Raw genomic sequence first — 17,812 nt, forward strand, 5'->3', positions numbered from 1 at the left:
CATGCACCTGCTGGCGGCACAGGCCGGAGGCTTCGTGGAGGACGACTCGGTGGTCACGCGCATCGCGCAGGACCCGGCTGACATCGTCATCCTCAGCGCTGCCGACACAACCCTGGCCCTGCTCGCCGCGGCCTGCCCCGGGGAGGGGTTCCCGAGCGTGCGCCTGGCCAACCTCCTGCATCTGCGTCAGCCTGCGTCGGTGGACCTCTACCTCGACGAGGTGCTGCAGCATGCGCGGGTGGTCGTCATCGACCATCTCGGCGGTGAGAGCTACTGGCCCTACGGCACCGAGCAGGTTGGCCAGGTGTGCCGGGCACATGGCATCGCGCTGGTGATGTTTTCGGGCGACGCGACCGAGGACACCAACCTGCTCATGAAGGGCAGTGTCGACGTCGAGCTTGCACGCACGCTATGGCGCTACCTGCGCGAGGGCGGGCCGGCGAATGCGCGCAATTTCTATCGTTTCATCGGTGCGCAGTTCTTTGGCCTGGATGATGTGCCCGAACCGCCGCGCCCCTTGCCCGCGGTGGCGGTCTTCCATCCTGCGCACGATTTCGGAGAGCTCGCGCACTGGCAGGCCGACTGGGAGGACGGTGCACCCTGCGTGCCCGTGCTGTTCTACCGTGCCCATCTGCAGGCCGGCAACACCGCCGCCTTCGCCGCCTTGTGCGCCGCCTTGCAGGCGCGCGGCATGAATCCGCTGCCGCTCGCCGTAACCTCGCTCAAGGATCCGCAGTGCATCGACAGCCTGCGTGCGCTGGCGACCGAGCAGGGCGCAGCGCTCATCCTCAACACCACCGCGTTCTCGCGCGCCGCGCTCGACGAGCCCGGCGACCATGCGCTTGCGGGCGACGTGCCGGTACTGCAATTGGTGCTCTCCGGCGGCAACGAGGCACTATGGCGCGCCGACCCCCACGGGCTGGCGCCGCGCGACATCGCCATGCACATCGCCATGCCCGAGGTCGACGGCCGCATCATCACGCGTGCGGTCAGCTTCAAGGGGCTCGACCACCGCTGCGAGGCGACGCAGAGCGATGTCGTGCAGTACCGCCCCGAGCCCGGGCGCATGGATTTCGTGGCCGAACTGGCGCAGCGCTGGTGCCGGTTGCGCACCCTGGCCAACGCTGACAAGCGCCTTGCCCTCATCCTCGCCAACTACCCGGTGCGCGACGGCCGGCTGGGCAACGGCGTCGGCCTCGATACCCCGGCCTCGGTGCTCGCCATTCTCGATCGCCTGCAGGCCGAGGGCTACGCGGTGTCCGACCGTCCTGCCGACGGCGAGGCGCTGATGGCGCAGCTGCGCGCGGGCATCACCAACGACCCCGACAACTGGACGCTGCGACCGGCGCAGCAGAGCCTGGCGCTGGCCGACTACCTGAGCTTCCTCGAGTGCCTGCCGGCGGCCTGCCGTGAGGCCATCGTCCAGCGCTGGGGGGCGCCCGAAACCGACCCGATGCTGCGTCAAGGGCGCTTCATGATCGCCGGCCTGCGCTGCGGCAAGGTCTTCGTTGGCATCCAGCCCGCGCGCGGCTACCAGCTCGACCCGATGGCGAGCTACCACGATCCCGACCTCGTGCCGCCGCATCATTACCTTGCCTTCTACCTGTGGCTGCGCGCGCACTGGCGCTGCGATGCCATCGTGCACGTGGGCAAGCACGGCAACCTGGAATGGCTGCCGGGCAAGAGCGTTGCGCTGTCCGAGACGTGCTGGCCGGATCTGGTGTTCGGGCCGATGCCGCACCTGTATCCCTTCATCGTCAATGATCCGGGTGAGGGCACCCAGGCCAAGCGCCGTGCGCAGGCGGTCATCATCGACCACCTGATGCCGCCGCTGACGCGTGCCGAGAGCTACGGCCCGACGCGCGACCTCGAGCGCATGGTCGACGAGTACTACGAGGCGGTCATGCTCGACCGCAGCCGCGCCGACCTGCTGCGCCGCCAGATCCTCGACCACATCCTGCGCCACGACTTGCACCGCGACCTCGGCCTGGCCGCGCCGGCCACGACCGAGGACGAGCAACTGCTGCTCAACCGCACCGACGCCTACCTGTGCGAACTCAAGGAGGCGCAGATCCGCGACGGCCTGCACGTGTTCGGCCATTCGCCCACCGGCCGCCTTCGCCGCGACACGCTGCTCGCCCTGGCACGCCATCCCGCTGGCGACGGGCAGGGCGCGCGCCAGGGGCTGACGCGCGCGCTCGCAGCCGATCTCGAACTCGGTACGGGCTTCGATCCGCTCGATGCCGACTGGGCCGCAGCCTGGGAGGGGCCGCGCCCGGCGGCGCTGGCGCAAGTGGATGCAGGCGCATGGCGCACCACCGGCGATACGCGCGAACGTCTCGAATTGCTGGCCTTGCAGGTGCTCGATCACGGCCTGCCCGCTGCAGACGACATGGCCTGGCCGGCGACGCGTGCCGTACTTGCGCGCATCGACGCCGAGCTCAAGCCGCGTCTCGATGCCTGCGGCGAGCAGGAGCTGTACCAGCTCATGCGCGGCCTGTGCGGGCGCTTCGTGCCGGCCGGGCCGAGCGGGGCACCGACCCGCGGCCGGCCCGACGTGTTGCCCACCGGGCGCAACTTCTATTCGGTCGATACCCGCGCCGTACCCACCCAGACTAGCTGGACCCTGGGCCTGCGCTCGGCCGAGCGCCTGGTCGAGCGCCATGTGCAGGAGCATGGCGATTTTCCGCGTGCCATCGGGCTGTCGGTGTGGGGCACGGCAACCATGCGCACCGGTGGTGACGACATTGCGCAGGCCTTCGCCCTCATCGGCGTGCGTCCGAAATGGGCCGACGGCAGCCATCGCGTGAGCGACTTCGAGATCCTGCCGATGTCGCTGTTCGACCGCCCGCGCATCGACGTCACGCTGCGCGTGTCGGGCTTCTTCCGCGACGCCTTTGCCAACGTCATCCGCCTGTTCGATGCCGCGGTGCAGGCGGTCGCCGCGCTCGACGAACCCGCCGATGTGAACCCGATCCGCGCCCGCATCCTGGGCGAGGCGAGCGCGCTCGAGGGGCGCGGTTTTGCCTCCGCCGACGCTCGCCGTCAGGCTGGTCACCGTGTCTTCGGTGCCAAGCCCGGGGCCTATGGTGCGGGACTTCAGGGCCTGATCGAAGGCCGTAACTGGGATAGCGATGCCGACCTGGCCGCCGCCTACCTCACCTGGGGTGGGCACGCCTACGGCCAGGACGACTATGGCACCCCCGCAAGCGACAGCTTTGCGAAGCGGCTGGCCGGAATCGACCTGGTCATGCAGAACCAGGACAACCGCGAGCATGACCTGCTCGATTCCGATGACTACTACCAGTTCCAGGGCGGCATGAGCGCGGCGGTACGCCACCTCTCGGGCAAGCAGCCGGCACTGTACTTCGGCGACCACAGCAACCCCGGCTCGCCGGCGATCCGCTCGCTTGCCGAGGAGATCAGCCGCGTCGTGCGCAGTCGCGCGACCAACCCGAAGTGGATCGAGAGCGTGATGCGCCACGGCTACAAGGGCGCGTTCGAGATGGCGGCGACGGTGGACTTTCTGTTTGCCTTCGATGCCACCGCGCGTGTCGTCCGCGACGACCAGTACGCCCGTGTCACCGACGCCTATCTGGAGGATGCCGCTGCCCGCGACTTCCTCCAGCGCCACAACCCCGAAGCGCTCGCCGGCATCTGCGAGCGCCTGCTCGAAGCCATGGACCGAGGCCTGTGGCAGTCGCCCGGCGACTACCGTGGGCGTGTCGAGCAGCACTTGCTCGCTGCCGAACAGCGTGTGGAGGAACGATGAGCCCTGGTGCCAGCGTCGGCCTGCCGCCGGCCTTTCCCTTCGTCGCCCTACATGGCCAGTCTGCGCTGCAGACGGCCTTGCTGCTGTCTACAGTCGATCCGCTGATCGGCGGCGTGCTGGTGGAGGGGCCGCGCGGCATCGCCAAGTCGACCGCCGCACGCGCGCTGGCAGCCCTGCTGCCGGGCGGGCGCTTCGTCAATCTGCCACTGTCGGCAAGTGAGGAACAGCTGGTGGGTACGCTCGACCTCGAGGCTGCCCTCAAGGCCGGCGAAGTACGCTTCCGTCCCGGCCTGCTGGCGCGCGCGCACGAGGGCGTGCTCTATGTAGACGAGGTCAATCTGCTCGCCGACGGTTTGGTGGATCTGCTGCTCGACGTGTGTGCGAGCGGCATCAATCACGTCGAGCGCGACGGCATCAGCCACGTGCATCCGGCGCGCATCACGCTCGTTGGCACGATGAACCCGGAGGAGGGCGAGCTGAGGCCGCAACTGCTCGACCGCTTCGGCCTCTTCGTGCGTATCGGCAACGCCCTGGCGCCGGCTGCGCGCGAGGCCATCGTGCGTGCCCGCCTCGCCTTCGACGCCGATCCGGCGGGCTTCGTCGCCAGCCATGACGAAGCCCAGCGCATGCTCGGCGCACGTATCGTCGCGGCGCGTGCCGCGCTGCCGGCCATCGGCTTCGACGACCAGACCCATGCTGCCGTGGCGGCACGCTGCCATGCCGCGGCAGTGGAGGGGGTCCGCGCCGATCTGGTGATGTTGCGTGCGGCCCGCGCCCACGCCGCGCTCGAGGGTCGCACGCGCATCGAGGTCGCCGATGTCGATGCGGTCGCCGAACTGGTGCTCGCCCATCGACGCCAGGACGACGCCGAGCGCGCAGCGCAGCCGCCGGCGCCTGCACCGGCCACTGATCAGCCGCCGCCCGCCAGCGGCGAGGACTGGGGGGCGCTGCCTGCGCAGGACGTACCCATTGCTGCAGTCAAGAACGTGAGGCCGCTCAATGCAAAAAAGCCCTGACGCGTCTCGCAGCGCCCGGCAAGGGGGCTGCGGGACGCGCGCCGAACGCGCCGCGGCGCGCACGCGGGTGGCGCGTTGCCGGTGGCCGCATCGACTGGCCGCGCAGCCTTGCCGCCAAGGGGGTCGGCGCGCTCGAGCCTGCCCACCTGCGTCGTCGACCGCGCCCCGTGGGCAGCGCGTGCCTGCACTGCCTGGTGCTCGATTGCTCGGGCTCGATGCTGAAGGGGCGCCGTCTGGCGCTCGCCAAGGGTTTGCTGCTGGCGTGGACCGCTCAGCTCTACCGGCGGCGCGAGTCGCTCGCTGTGATCGGCTTCTCGGGCACTGCGGCGCGCGTGCTGCAGCCGCCGCGCAAGGCGGTCGCCTTCAACACGCGCTGGATCGCGCCCGTCGCCGGCGGCGGTGGCTCACCCGCCGCTTCGGCGGTGGTGCTCGCCGATCGCATGCTCGCCAGGCGTCGGCGCGCACAGGCAGGCGAGACAGTCCATCTCTGGCTGCTGTCGGACGTGCGCTTTGCCAGCCTGCCGCCGCGCCCGCTACATGCCACGCACTGCAGCGTCATCGATTTCGACGAGGGGCCGTTCGCCCTCGGTCGTGCGCGCCAGCTCGCGCAGCTTTGGGGTGCGGAGCATCTGTCCGCATCCGCTTTCGCGTCGGCCCTCGGCTGACGTTTCGTTCCACCACCCGTGCCTGAATCAGGAGAAAACATCATGCATATCGAACCGGGTATCGTCGAGGGCAGCAAGATCCTGCTCAGTTATGGCACCGCTGCGGCGGCCATCGGTTTTGCCGGCAAGCTCGTCGTGGATGCCGTCAAGCGTGACGGGGCAGCGGCAATCATGCTGCGCGCCGTGCTTGCCACCGTCCTGGTCTTCGCCTTCTTCGAGATCCTGCCCACGCAGGAAGTCGGCGTTTCCGAGGTCCACCTCATCCTTGGCTCTACGCTGCTGCTGCTCTTCGGCGCGGCGCCCACGGCGATCGGCCTGGCGCTCGGGCTGCTCGCCCAGGGGCTGTTCTTCGCTCCCGACGACCTGCCGCAGTACACGATGAACGTCACCACCTTGCTGGTGCCGCTGTTTGCCATCGCTGCGCTCGCACGCCGCATCATCCCAGCGAACACGCCCTACGTGGACCTGAGCTATGGCCAGGTGTTCAGGCTGTCGCTGGCCTACCAGGGCGGCATCGTCGCCTGGGTGGCGTTCTGGGCGCTCTATGGCCAGGGCGTGGGCGCGGACAACCTGAGCAATGTGTTCAGCTTTGGTGCTGCCTACATGCTGGTGGTCGTGCTCGAGCCGCTCGTTGACCTTGGCGTGCTCGCCGCGGCGAAGGCGCTTCATCAGCTCAAGGGCAGCATGGCTGTCGACAAGCGCCTGTACGAAGGCGCGCGCTGAGCTCGGGCACAGCCTCCGGCGGCGTGACGATTCGGCGCTGGAGGCGTGCCGCCTCTGAACTGGCAGACTGAAGATGACAGATAACGCGACCGCGCTGGCAGGAGCCCGCGTCGGGACGATGGCTGCGCCGCGCGTGCAGGGCTGGTGCCCGGGCGCGCTGCGGCCGATGATGTCGGGCGATGGCCTGGTACTGCGGCTGCGTCCGCGGCTGGCCCGCTTCACCCGCGACCAGATCCTGGGCATCTGCGCGGCAGCTCGCAGGCATGGCGCCGGCCTGGTTGACCTTACCAGCCGCGCCAACCTGCAGGTACGCGGCGTGCCCGAAGCGGCCTGGCCTCAGCTGCTCGACGCCTTCGGCGAGCTCGGCCTGCTCGACGCCGATGCTCGCCTGGAGGGGCGGCGGAACCTGCTGGTGGCGCCCGATTGGGTGGCGGGCGACGACACCGAGCGCCTTGCCATCGAGTTGGCGGGGCGCCTGGATGAACTCCCCGACCTGCCGGCCAAGGTCGGCTTCGTGATCGATGCAGGCGACGCGCCCCGGCTGCTCGGCGACCCGGGCGACTTCCGCATCGAGCGTGGCGAACAGGGTGGCTTGATCCTGCGCGCCGCAGGGAGGGTGCAAGGCGTTGAGGTCACTGCAGATGCGGCGGTTGACGCACTTATCGCCCTCGCTCACTGGTTCGCGGCAAGTGGCGGCGCTGCCGCCGGGCGCATGGTACGCCACCGGGCACCCCTGCCAGCCTGGGCCTGCGGAGCGCTGTTGCCTGCTGCTGCGGCAGCCCGCCTTGCCCCGGGCGCGCATCCGCTGGGGTGGGTATGCAGCCTGCCGTTCGGCCAGGCCGATGCGGCTGCGCTGGCCGATGCCGTGGTCGCGAGCGGCGCCAAGGCCGTGCGGATCACGCCTTGGCGGCAGCTGCTGCTCGAGGCGGCCCGGTCCGGTGTTTCTCACAAGCTCGACAGCGCCTGTACCGACAGCGACGCGTTGGCGGCAGCCGGCTGGCAGGTCGAAGCCTGCGCAGGCGCGCCGTATTGCGTGCAGGCGGGCGTCGACACCCGCGCGCTCGCGCTGCGCCTGGCGGCAGCAGCTGCGCAGGGTGGCCTGTCTCTGCCTGCGGCACTGGCGGATGCGCCGCGCCTGATCCACGTCTCCGGCTGCGCCAAGGGGTGCGCACACGCGGGCCCTGCAGCCATCTGCCTGACCGGTCGCGGCACGGCCTTCGATCTTGCCTTCGATGCCCGTCCGGGCGAGCCCGTGCACGCGGCGGGGCTGAGCCCGGCTGCCGTGCTCGAGCGTCTTGGAGTTCATTGATGCCCCATGTATTCGAAACCGACGGTGCGGCGATCTACCGCCAGTCCTTCGCCATGATCCGCGCCGAGGCCGAGCTCGGCCGTTTCGATGCCGATGAGGAGCCGGTGGCCGTGCGCATGATTCACGCTGCGGGCATGGTCGGGCTCGCGCCGTTCATCGAATTCTCGCCCGGCTTCGCCGTCCGTGCCCGGGCTGCACTCGACGGCGGGGCACCGATCCTGTGCGATGCACGCATGGTGTCGGAGGGCATCACCCGTGCGCGCCTGCCGGCGGACAACGTCGTGCTGTGCACGCTGTCCGATCCGGCCGTGGCCGGCATGGCGCAGGCCATGAGAACAACCCGCTCGGCCGCTGCGCTGGAGTTGTGGCGGCCTCATCTGGAAGGCGCCGTGGTGGCCATCGGTAACGCGCCCACCGCGCTCTTCCATCTGCTCAACATGCTCGAGGACACCGCCTGCCCGCGCCCGGCGGCCATCATCGGCTGTCCGGTCGGCTTCGTCGGCGCGGTCGAGTCCAAGGATGCGCTGTGGGATGCACTGCCAGTGCCGAGCTGCATCGTGCGTGGCCGGCTGGGCGGCAGCGCGATCACCGTCGCGGCCGTCAATGCGCTCGCGAGTCGCAAGGAATAACAATGTTGAAGATCACCCCTTCCGTGATGGAACGCGTGCCGGCCGACACCCTGGGCGGCGCGCAGGCTGCGGCCACCGCGCTAGGCACCATCCATGGCGTTGGCCTCGGGCCTGGTGCGCAGGACCTGCTGAGCGTCCGCGCCGACCGTCTCGTGCGCGGCACTCGGCATGTAGCGTATTTCCGCAAGGCCGGGCGTGCCGGGCGTGCGCGGCGCATCGTCGAGGGTATGCTGCGTGACGACGTGGTCGAGTTTGCGATGGAGTACCCGGTCACGACCGAGATCCCCTTCAGCGACCCGCGCTACAACGCCTTGCTCGCCGAGTTCTACGCGGCATGCATCGAGCGCCTGCACGCCATTGCCCGCAGCGGCGAGGACGTGGTCGTGCTGTGCGAAGGCGATCCCTTCTTCTACGGCTCCTTCATGCACCTGTACGCACGTCTGCAGGGCGTGGTGCCGGTGCGCGTGGTGCCGGGCATCACCGGCATGTCGGGGGCATGGACGGTGAGTGGCACGCCGATCACCTGGGGCGACGACATGCTCACCGTGCTGATGGCCACGCTGCCGGAGGAGGATCTCGCGCGCCGTATCCGCGACACCGATGCGCTCGCGGTGATGAAGGTCGGACGCAACCTGCCCAAGCTGCGCCGCGCAGTGGCTGCGGCCGGGCGCGAGGACGAGGCCTGGCTGGTCGAGTACGCGACCATGCCCGAGGAGCGCGTGACGCACCTGCGCGACGCCAGCGATGCCACGCCGTATTTCTCGATCCTGCTCATCCACGGCCAGGGGCGGCGTCCATGAGCGGCTGGCTGGCAATCGCCGGGCTCGGCCCGGGCGGGCAGGCGCTGGTGACACCGCAGGTGGCCGCCGCCCTCGAGGCCGCCAGCGACGTGGTGGGCTACTTCCCCTATGTGGACCGGGTGCCGGTGCGCGCCGGCCAGGCCCGCCATGCCTCGGACAATCGCGAGGAGCTGGCGCGCGCCCGGCACGCGCTGGCCTTGGCCGCATCCGGTCGTGGGGTGGTGGTCGTGTCCTCGGGCGACCCTGGCGTGTTCGCCATGGCGTCCGCGGTGTGCGAGGCGCTCGAGCATGGGCCGGCCGCCTGGGGCGATGTCGAGGTACAGGTGCTGCCCGGCATCACTGCGATGCTGGCTGCCAGTGCGCGTGCCGGCGCCCCGCTTGGGCATGACTTCTGCGCCATCAACCTGTCCGACAACCTCAAGCCGTGGACGCTGATCGAGCGCCGCCTGCGCCTTGCGGTCGAGGCCGACTTTGCCATCGCGCTCTACAACCCGCGCTCGCGGTCGAGGCCCGAGGGCTTCGCGCGCACGCTCGCGGTGTTGCGCGAGGTGTGCACGGACGATCGCCTGATTCTCTTCGCGCGCGCGGTGAGCACACCGGACGAGCGCCTCGAGGTGGTCCCGCTCGGCGCTGCGCACGCCGAGATGGCCGACATGCGCACCGTGGTGATCATCGGCTCCAGCCTGACGCGGCTGCTGCAGCGTCCGGCCGGCGCCTTGCTCTACACCCCGCGCGCCACCCCGAGGGTAGCGCCGTGACCCAGCCAGGCGAGTACCGCGTCCACCTCGTGCACCTCTGTGCGCGCGGGCAGGACGGGGCGCTGCACCATCAGCACCGGCACGCCGAGTTGGCGCGCCGCGGCGAGCTTGGCGCTCGCGCCCTCGCCGCCGGCGTTCTTGCTGACGACGAGTTCGATACGGTGGCGCTGCAGCAGCGCGAGGTCGCCGGCGACATCGAAGGGACCGCGGTCGACCACCACGTGGTGGTCGGGCAGCGGGATCGGCGCGGCCGGCGGGTCGACCAGGCGCAGCACGTAATGATGCTGGGGCTGCGCGGCAAACTCGGCCAGGTGCATGCGGCCGAGCGCGAGCAGCACCCGGCGGGGCGCACCGCCAAGCGCAGCGACGGCGGACGGCATGTCGGCGACCGTTTGCCAGCGGTCTCCAGCCTGCGCGGTCCATGCCGGGCGGGTGAGGGCGATCAGCGGCACGCCCGCCTGGCGGGCTGCAACGATCGCATTGGCGCTCATGCGCGCGGCGAAGGGGTGGGTGGCGTCAATGAGATGGGTGATGCGTTCGTCCGCCAGGTAGCGCACCAGGCCGGCGACGCCACCGAAGCCGCCGACGCGCGTCGGCAGGGGCTGCGGGCGGGGCGTCTGCACGCGCCCGGCGTAGCTGTAACAGGCCCGTATGCCGCTTGCGGCAAGCGCTTGAGCGAGCGCGCCGGCCTCGGTGGTACCGCCGAGGACAAGGACATTGGGAGCGTGCTTGGGGGAGACTCTGGAGTGGGGCTTGTGGTGGAGATCGGGCATGGATGAATCGCGCAGCCCTGCGTGGCTGACCATCGTCGGAGTCGGCGAGGATGGCATGGCGGGGCTGGCCGAGGCAAGCCGCGCTGCGCTCGCCGGTGCCGAGTTCGTGATCGGGGCGCAGCGCCATCTCGGCCTCGTGCCCGCGGTCGCCAGCCCCGATGCCGAACGCATCGAGTGGCCGGTGCCGTTTGCTGACGGCATCGAGCGGCTGCTCGCGCTGCGTGGCCGGCGGGTGGTGATGCTGGCCTCGGGCGACCCCTTCTGCCTGGGTGGCGGCAGCGTGGTTGCGCGCCATCTCGCCGTTGGCGAGTGGACCGCGCTGCCTGCGCCTTCGGTGTTCAGCCTTGCTGCGGCTCGCCTGGGCTGGCCGTTGGAGCGCACCGTCTGCGTGGGCCTGCATGCGGCGCCGCTCGGCCGGCTGCGCGCGCAGTTGGCGCCGAGGCTGCGCATGCTCGTCACCCTGCGCGATGGCGCGGCCGTCGCCAGCCTGGCGCACTGGCTGGTGGCGCAAGGCTTTGGTGCCAGCACGCTGCATGTGCTCGAAGCCCTCGGCGGCGTGCGTGAGCGCACGCGTACCACCCTTGCCGCAGGCTACGCATTCGCCGATGTGGCGCATCCCGTGGTGGTGGGCATCGAGGCCGCGGCTGAGGCCCGCGATGTGGTGCCGCGCGCGTGCGGCCTGCCTGATGGCTTGTTCGAGCATGACGGCCAGATCACCAAGCGGCCGATGCGCGCGCTCACCCTGTCGGCCTTGGCGCCGCGGCCCGGCGAGCATTTGTGGGACATCGGCACCGGGTCGGGATCGATCTCGATCGAGTGGCTGCTTGCCCACCCTGCGAATGCGGCCACAGCCTTCGAGGCCGACCCGCGGCGTGCGCAGCGCGCGCGCAGCAATGCATGCGCGCTTGGCGTCGACTGCCTGCAGGTCATCGAGGGGCGCGCGCCGGCCGTGCTCGATGGCCAGCCCTTGCCCGATGCCGTATTCGTTGGCGGCGGGCTGTCGGCGGCGTTGCTCGAGGCCTTGTGGGCCAGGCTACGGCCGGGCACGCGCGTGGTCTGCAACGCGGTGACCCTGGAGTCGGAGGCCTTGCTCGCACAGTGGCAGGCTGTCCATGGCGGTACGCTGCTGCGCATCGAGCTGGCCGAGGCGGCGGCGCTCGGCAGTCGCCGGGGCTGGAAGTCGGCCTACCCGGTCGTGCAGTGGAGCACCTGCCGATGATCGTCGCTGGCTTCGGCTGCCGGGCAGGGGCGTCTGCTGCCGCCTTGCAGGCCGCGCTCGACGCGGCACTGGTCACGGTGCGTGCACGCCGCCCCGGTCTGCCGGGCCCCGATGTGCTGGCGGCGCCGCTCGACCGCCTTGCCATGCTCGAGCCGCTGGCTGATGCGCTCGGGGCCCGACTCGTCGGTGTCGATGAAGTTGCCTTGCGCGGGCAGCATACTCCGACGCGCTCGCTTCGCATCCTCGCCGTACGCGGCTGTGGCAGTGTCGCCGAGGCCGCGGCGCTGGCCACGGCCGGACCGCTATCGCGCTTGCTTGTCGCGCGGCACATTTCCCCCGACCGCAGCGCCACATGTGCGCTCGCCCAAGGATCCCAGACATGACCATTCACTTCATCGGCGCCGGACCCGGCGCCCCCGACCTGCTTACCCTGCGCGGACGCGACCTCATTGCCGCATGTCCGGTCTGCCTGTACGCCGGCTCGCTGATTCCCGAGGCCGTGCTCGGCCATTGCCCGCCGGGCGCGCGCATCATCAATACCGCCCCGCTGTCGCTCGACGACATCGTGGCCGAGATGCAGGCCGCGCATGCGCGCGGGCAGGACGTTGCCCGCCTGCATTCTGGCGATCTGTCGGTGTGGTCGGCGATGGGCGAGCAGTTGCGCAGGCTGCGTGCGCTCGGCATCCCGTACACGGTGACGCCAGGCGTGCCTTCGTTTGCGGCTGCGGCTGCCAGCCTGGGGACCGAGCTGACCCTGCCGGGGATTGCGCAGTCGGTGGTCCTCACGCGCACGCCCGGGCGTGCGAGCGCGATGCCGGCCAGCGAGAGCCTTGGCCATTTCGCCGCCACCGGCGCCACGCTGGCCATCCACCTCTCGATCCACAACCTGGCAGGTGTCGTCGCCAGCTTGCTGCCGCACTACGGCCCGGCCTGCCCGGTGGCGGTGGTGTGGCGGGCGAGCTGGCCGGAGCAGCGTATCGTGCGTGCGACGCTGGAGAGCATCGCTGCTGCCGTGGATGAGGGCATGGAGCGTACCGCGCTGATCCTGGTCGGCCCCGCGCTGGCAGCCGAGGGCTTCGACGAGAGCCGGCTGTACGCGCCGGACTACGAACGCCGCTTCCGGCCGCAGTCGGCGCTTGCCAACAGCCCGACGGCAGCGCCGGCGGATGAAGGCCGGGGCGAGAGGCAGCATGCGGGCTGTTGAGGACGTTGACGCGGCGCTCGAGCTGCAGCTGGTCGGCATCGGGACCGGCAATCCGGCACACCTGACACTGGCGGCGATCGAGGCGCTCAACCAGGCCGCGTTGATCCTGCTGCCGCGCAAGGGCGAGGACAAGCTCGAACTGCTCGACCTGCGTCGCCATATCTGCGCCCGCGTGCTCGACGGGCCGGTGCGGATCGTCGAGTTCGACCTGCCGCAGCGCGCTGCAGACGGCGATTACCTGGCAGCGGTGGCGGACTGGCACGAGGCGATCGCCGCAGAGTGGCTGCGTCAGATCGATGTGCACCTGCCAACCGGCGGCGGCAAGGTGGCGCTGCTGGTATGGGGCGACCCCTCGCTCTACGACAGCACGCTGCGCATCGCCGCTCACGTGCAGCACGAGCGCCCGCTGCACGTGTCGGTGGTGCCCGGCATCACCAGCCTTCAGGTGCTCACCGCGGCGCATCGTATCCCGCTCAATGACGTCGCTGCCCCGGTCATGATCACAACCGGCCGCCGCCTGCGCGAACAGGGCTGGCCGGTCGGCGCCGATACCGTGGCGGTGATGCTCGATGGCAACTGCGCCTTCACGACCCTGGAGGGCGCTGGCATCGAGATCTGGTGGGGTGCCTACGTCGGCATGGCGCAGCAGGCCCTGGTCGCGGGCCCGCTCGGCGAGGTCGCGGACCAGATCGTGCGCCTGCGTGCGCAGCTGCGCGCCCGCCACGGCTGGATCATGGATATCTACCTGCTGCGCCGCCGCAGTCGGGGCTGAGCGCCCAGCCTTCGGCACGCCGGTGCTGTGTGGGCGGCTTGCTTCTTTCGACTTCGCGGGAACGAGTGGGCTCGTGGCGAATGGGGAGCCCAGACATCGGCGCCGACTACGGCCCGGTTGCCGTCTGTCGTGTCCCCAAATAGATGGAGACTGGGTTACGCTTGCAATCCCGCCAGGATATGCAAAGGAGCTAAGAATTGTCTTACCCCCCTCCGCAACACGGCACGGCAGTACGCCGCGGCCTCAACACCTCTTCCTCGCCCGCGCAGCGGCACCGGCGCGGTCGCAACGCGGTACCTTGGCCCGCGCGGCAGCCAGCATCGCACTCGGCGTCGCCTTGTTCGCAGCTGCGCCGCTGAGCGGCGTTCCGCTTGGCGGGGCGAGCGCTCTTGCCGCGCCTCCAGCCCAGATCAAGACACAGGTGCCCGGCTACTATCGCCTTGGGCTTGGCAGCTTCGAAGTCACCGCCTTGTACGACGGCTTCGTCGATCTGCATGTCGGATTGCTCAAGGGCATGGGGGTCGAGCAGATCCAGTCCTTGCTGGCGCGCATGTTCCTTGAACACACTGACGGCGTGCAGACGGCCGTCAACGCTTACCTGGTGCATACCGGCGAGCGTCTGATCCTGGTCGATGCAGGTTCGGCGGCCTGCTTCGGTCCCACCCTGGGACAGGTCGTCGCCAACATACGTGCCGCCGGTTACGCCCCGGAGGCGGTGGATACCGTCCTGCTTACCCACCTCCATCCCGACCATGTGTGTGGCCTGCTGAGTGCCGATGGCAGCGTCGCCTTCCCGAATGCGACCGTGTGGGCTGCACAGGAGGATGTCGACTACTGGCTGAGCGAAGCCGTCGCGGAGGCGGCGCCGGAGGGCAACCGACCATTCTTTACCATGGCACGACAGGCGGTCGAGCCTTACCAGGCCGCTGGTCGCTTTCGTAGCTTTGGGCGGAATGACGCGCTGTTGCCGGGTGTGACGGTGATACCGACCCCCGGGCATACGCCGGGGCATACCTCGTACCTATTCGATTCGGGCGGTCAGAAGCTGCTGGTGTGGGGCGACGTCGTGCACAGCCACTCGGTGCAGTTCCGCCATCCGGAAGTGGCGCTGGAGTTCGACACCGACCAGGACGCGGCGATCAGTACCCGGCGTGCGGTGTTTGCCCGAGCGGTCGAAGAGGGCTGGCGCATTGCCGGGGCGCATCTGCCATTCCCGGGGTTGGGGCGTATGCGCGCGGAGGCCGAAGGGTTCGCCTGGGTGCCGGCGGAGTTCGGGCCGATCCGCGATACGCGCTGAGCACATCCAGCAGAGCTCCCCGCTATGAGGGCTGCTCTGCTGGCTTCGGGTTTGGGCGACCGGGCAGTAAGGGAGGCTCCTTAGTTTACTGCGCGCTGCAGGATTCCGATCGGCGGCGCCCAGTCGCTCGCCGGCTGTTTCTTGCGCGTCACCAGCGTGAGCTGCGCGGGTGCGAACACGTTGGCGTTGTGGGTCACCGGCGTCGTGATCAGGTACTGCGCACGGGTGGCACGCAGGAAGGTGCCGACGCGGTCGATGTTGGCGACGTCCAGATGCGCGAAGGGTTCGTCGATGAACACGAAGCCGCCAGGGCGCGCTTCGTCCATGAGCAGGCCGATGAGCAGGATCAGCGACTTCATGACCTGCTGGCCACCCGAGGCCTCGCCGTCGTTGAGGCCCACTGCGCCCTTGCGGTCGAAGTCGAAACGCACCTCCAGGCCGGCCTGGGCGAGCGAGAGGTCGTCGTTTTCCAGGTGCGGCGTGGGGCAGTCGACGTTGACGTTGGCGAGTTCGCCGAGCGCCTTCAGGTTCTTCGCGTACTGGCGCACCGTGGCGCGCAGTTTGGCGATGTAGGCGGCGCGCGCATTGTCGGTGTGCAGGCGTGCGGTGGTGCAGTAGCCCTGGCGGTTGAGGTAGTCGCGCTCGCGCAGTGCGACGTCGGCGCCTAGGCGGTCGCGCACGACCAGTACGGCAGGGTCGGTGATCCAGTCGCCTTCGTCGAGGTGGCGGCGCAGGCGATCGAGCTGGAGTCGCGCGCCGCGTGCGTCGCCGTACTTGTCGGCAAGCAGGGCGAGTTCGTTGGGCTCCAACCAGTGTGCGGCCATACCGTGCCGGCGGTGGCGCAGCTTGACGATGCGCTCGGCCTGGGCGTGGCGGCGCGGGCCGTGCTCGCGGGCGATGTCCGCCAGGCGCAGATCGACTGCCTTGAGCTCGCGGGTGCGGCGTTCGAGCTCGATCTGGATGCCGTTGAGCTTGTCCGAGAGACGGTCCATCTCGCCGCGTGTGTCGCTGCGTGCGGCGATGGCTTCGGTGAGCGCCTTGCGTGCGGCAGGCAGCTCGGCCTCGGCGCTGGCGTAGGCCTCGCTGCGGGCGGCGAGCAGTTGTGCCGACTGCAGGCCGAGCAGGCCCTGGCGGATGGTGGTGAGGCGCGCGGCGGCGGCGTCGAGCTTGGGGCGCAGGGCCTGGAGCTGTTTGTCGAGCGCGCTGATCTCGTCCTGCAGCGCGGCGATGCGCGACTGGCGGGCGAGCTCGCCGAAGTGGAACTCCTGCGGCCGGCCGAGATGGCGGGCGCCGCGGCGCTCGCGGTGGTAGCCGTCGCGGGTGATCCATTCCTGCTCGCGCGGCAGGTCGCGTGCCGCCTCGGCATTGTCGACGCGGCGGATGCGGTTGAGCAGATCGGTGAGCCAGCGCGGCACCGCGGCGCTGAACTCGACCACTTCGGCCAAGCTCATGCCGCGCGGCGGTGGTGCGTGCTCGCGTTCGGCGACGATGAAGTGGCGGAAGCGTTCGCGCTCGCCGATCGCCCAGGCGGCATGGCGGTCGCCTTCGCGCTCGAGCAGGATGAGGTGGCGGTATGGACGCAGGATGGCTTCGAGCGCAGCCTGCCAGGCCGGGTCGGTCACTTCGACCACTTCGGCGAGGCTGCGATGGGCGATGCCTTCGGCTGTCAGCTTGACGCGGAAGCGCGCGACCTCGGCGTCGCCCGGCGGGCCGGCGCGGTTGCGCTCGCCGCGCAGGGTGTCGGTCTTGTCCTCGAAGGCGGCGAGCAGTTCGCGTTCCTTGCGGCGCAGGCCGGCGAGCGCGGCGTCGGCGTCCTCGTGCTCCTTCTCAAGCGCGAGCGCGTCGGCGCCATGCTCGCTGGCGAGCTGGGCGCGCAGCACGTCGCGCTCGGCGAGCAGTTTCTCCAGGTCGCGCACGCGGTCGTGGGCGGCGAGATAGTGCTGCTCGGATGCGCTGTCCGCCTCCCTGAGGCGCTTGCGCTCGGCCTGCACGGCTTCCTGCTCGGACCGCACCAGTTCGAGGCGCTGGCGCGATTCGCGCTGCTCGACGAGCTTCTCGGCGCGCTCGCGGCCAACGCGCTGCAGGGCTTCGCGTTCGCTGGCGATCTCGCGCTCGAGTTCGGCAATCTCGAGTCGGGGGACGATCTCGGCTTCCAGCGCCTGCACTTCGTCGGCGAGCTGCTTCCATTCCAGGAAGCGGTTGGCCTCTGCCTTTTTCTCCTCAGCCTGGGTCTTGAGTCGGTCGAGGTCGATGCCGAGCTCGTCGAGTTCGCGTTCGGCCGACTTCTGCTCCTCGCGTGCGGCCTGGTAGTTGTCCAGCACCTCCTTGTCGCCGAAGACGTCGAAGACGAGCTCCAGCAACGCTTTGGGCGAGTATTCGCACAGCTTGTCGGTGTCGCCCTGTTCGAGCGCCAGCACCTTGGTGATGGCCGGTGTCAGGCCGCCCCAGGCCAGCCGGTTCTGGTAGTCGCGCAGGCCGACCCAGTCATTGGTCTGTTCGAGCGCCTCGATGGGCACGTTGCCATCGACGATGGTGTAGTCGCGGATCCATTCGCCGCCAGCCTTGCGGATGCGGCAGGCGAGCGTGACCTCGTCGGCCAGGCAGGGAAAGAAGGGGCGCTTGCCGCTGTGGCCGGGCTGGTTTGCGACCACGGCGCGGATCCAGGCGAAGCTGCGGTCGGCGCGGCGCACATAGCGGCGGAAGTCGCGCTTGCCCGAGCAGCGCAGTGCGAACAGGGTGCGCAGGGCGTCGAGCAGCGTGGTCTTGCCCGAGCCGTTGGGGCCGACGATGGTGATGATCTGGGCGTCCAGCGGCAGGGTGAAGCGCCGCCAGAAGTCCCAGTGGACGAGCTCGAGGGTCTTGATGTGGAACATGG

Annotated in this window: 15 protein-coding genes; 13 read left to right on the forward strand and 2 right to left on the reverse strand. The window is 70.0% G+C overall.

Annotated elements, in window-relative coordinates; genetic code table 11:
* Nucleotide 1 precedes the first annotated feature (1 nt).
* From cobN to cobJ, 8 genes are all read left to right on the forward strand, one after another.
* Nucleotides 2–3,772: a cobaltochelatase subunit CobN gene (gene cobN / locus C662_RS09280; protein ID WP_002927844.1), complete on the forward strand. Its 3,771-nt coding sequence runs from the start codon at nt 2–4 to the stop codon at nt 3,770–3,772.
* Nucleotides 3,769–4,788, forward strand: coding sequence for an ATP-binding protein (locus C662_RS09285; protein WP_002927845.1), 1,020 nt, complete (start codon nt 3,769–3,771; stop codon nt 4,786–4,788). The genes cobN and C662_RS09285 overlap by 4 nt, the downstream gene beginning before the upstream one ends.
* A 167-nt stretch (nt 4,789–4,955) precedes the next feature.
* Nucleotides 4,956–5,453, forward strand: a complete 498-nt coding sequence (locus tag C662_RS09290) for a vWA domain-containing protein (protein WP_002927846.1) — start codon at nt 4,956–4,958, stop codon at nt 5,451–5,453.
* 42 nt (nt 5,454–5,495) lie between these two features.
* Nucleotides 5,496–6,176, forward strand: a complete 681-nt coding sequence (locus C662_RS09295) for an energy-coupling factor ABC transporter permease (protein WP_002927847.1) — start codon at nt 5,496–5,498, stop codon at nt 6,174–6,176.
* A 73-nt stretch (nt 6,177–6,249) separates the two neighbouring features.
* Nucleotides 6,250–7,485 carry a cobalamin biosynthesis protein CobG gene (locus C662_RS09300; RefSeq protein WP_232431589.1) on the forward strand — a complete coding sequence of 412 codons (1,236 nt, stop codon included), beginning with the start codon at nt 6,250–6,252 and terminating at the stop codon, nt 7,483–7,485.
* Nucleotides 7,485–8,114 (forward strand): precorrin-8X methylmutase, encoded by a 630-nt coding sequence (locus tag C662_RS09305; protein WP_002927849.1) that lies wholly within the window; start codon nt 7,485–7,487, stop codon nt 8,112–8,114. The genes C662_RS09300 and C662_RS09305 overlap by 1 nt, the downstream gene beginning before the upstream one ends.
* 2 nt (nt 8,115–8,116) lie before the next feature.
* Nucleotides 8,117–8,914: a precorrin-2 C(20)-methyltransferase gene (cobI, locus tag C662_RS09310; RefSeq protein WP_002927851.1), complete on the forward strand. Its 798-nt coding sequence runs from the start codon at nt 8,117–8,119 to the stop codon at nt 8,912–8,914.
* Entirely contained in the window at nt 8,911–9,672 is a 762-nt protein-coding gene (gene cobJ, locus C662_RS09315; protein WP_002927853.1) for a precorrin-3B C(17)-methyltransferase, read from the forward strand. Before cobI ends, cobJ begins: the two co-directional genes overlap by 4 nt.
* On the opposite strand, the gene C662_RS09320 is transcribed toward cobJ, so the two are convergent.
* Nucleotides 9,636–10,445 (reverse strand): cobalt-precorrin-6A reductase, encoded by an 810-nt coding sequence (locus C662_RS09320; RefSeq protein ID WP_002927854.1) that lies wholly within the window; start codon nt 10,443–10,445, stop codon nt 9,636–9,638. The genes cobJ and C662_RS09320 overlap by 37 nt on opposite strands.
* Here C662_RS09320 and C662_RS09325 point away from each other — a divergent pair.
* The 5 genes from C662_RS09325 to C662_RS09345 all read left to right on the forward strand — a co-directional run bounded on the left by C662_RS09325 (nt 10,444) and on the right by C662_RS09345 (nt 14,937).
* Entirely contained in the window at nt 10,444–11,664 is a 1,221-nt protein-coding gene (locus C662_RS09325) for a bifunctional cobalt-precorrin-7 (C(5))-methyltransferase/cobalt-precorrin-6B (C(15))-methyltransferase (RefSeq protein ID WP_002927855.1), read from the forward strand. The two genes, C662_RS09320 and C662_RS09325, sit on opposite strands and share 2 nt — an antisense overlap.
* Complete coding sequence (locus C662_RS09330) at nt 11,661–12,047, forward strand: cobalamin biosynthesis protein (protein ID WP_002927856.1); 387 nt, start codon at nt 11,661–11,663, stop codon at nt 12,045–12,047. Before C662_RS09325 ends, C662_RS09330 begins: the two co-directional genes overlap by 4 nt.
* A complete protein-coding gene (gene cobM, locus C662_RS09335; RefSeq protein WP_002927859.1) occupies nt 12,044–12,868 on the forward strand; it encodes a precorrin-4 C(11)-methyltransferase in 825 nt (274 codons plus the stop codon). The genes C662_RS09330 and cobM overlap by 4 nt, the downstream gene beginning before the upstream one ends.
* The gene (gene cobF / locus C662_RS09340) at nt 12,855–13,640 is read left to right on the forward strand and encodes a precorrin-6A synthase (deacetylating) (RefSeq protein WP_002927862.1); all 786 of its coding nucleotides are present in this window, start codon (nt 12,855–12,857) and stop codon (nt 13,638–13,640) included. The genes cobM and cobF overlap by 14 nt, the downstream gene beginning before the upstream one ends.
* A gap of 298 nt (nt 13,641–13,938) precedes the next feature.
* Nucleotides 13,939–14,937, forward strand: coding sequence for an MBL fold metallo-hydrolase (locus C662_RS09345; RefSeq protein ID WP_002927865.1), 999 nt, complete (start codon nt 13,939–13,941; stop codon nt 14,935–14,937).
* A gap of 80 nt (nt 14,938–15,017) precedes the next feature.
* Here C662_RS09345 and C662_RS09350 read toward each other — a convergent pair whose 3' ends face one another.
* Complete coding sequence (locus C662_RS09350) at nt 15,018–17,810, reverse strand: AAA family ATPase (protein ID WP_002927868.1); 2,793 nt, start codon at nt 17,808–17,810, stop codon at nt 15,018–15,020.
* Nucleotides 17,811–17,812: the final 2 nt, after the last annotated feature.

The organism is Thauera sp. 28, assembly GCF_000310145.2.
In the GTDB taxonomy this organism is placed as follows: Bacteria; Pseudomonadota; Gammaproteobacteria; order Burkholderiales; family Rhodocyclaceae; genus Thauera; species Thauera mechernichensis.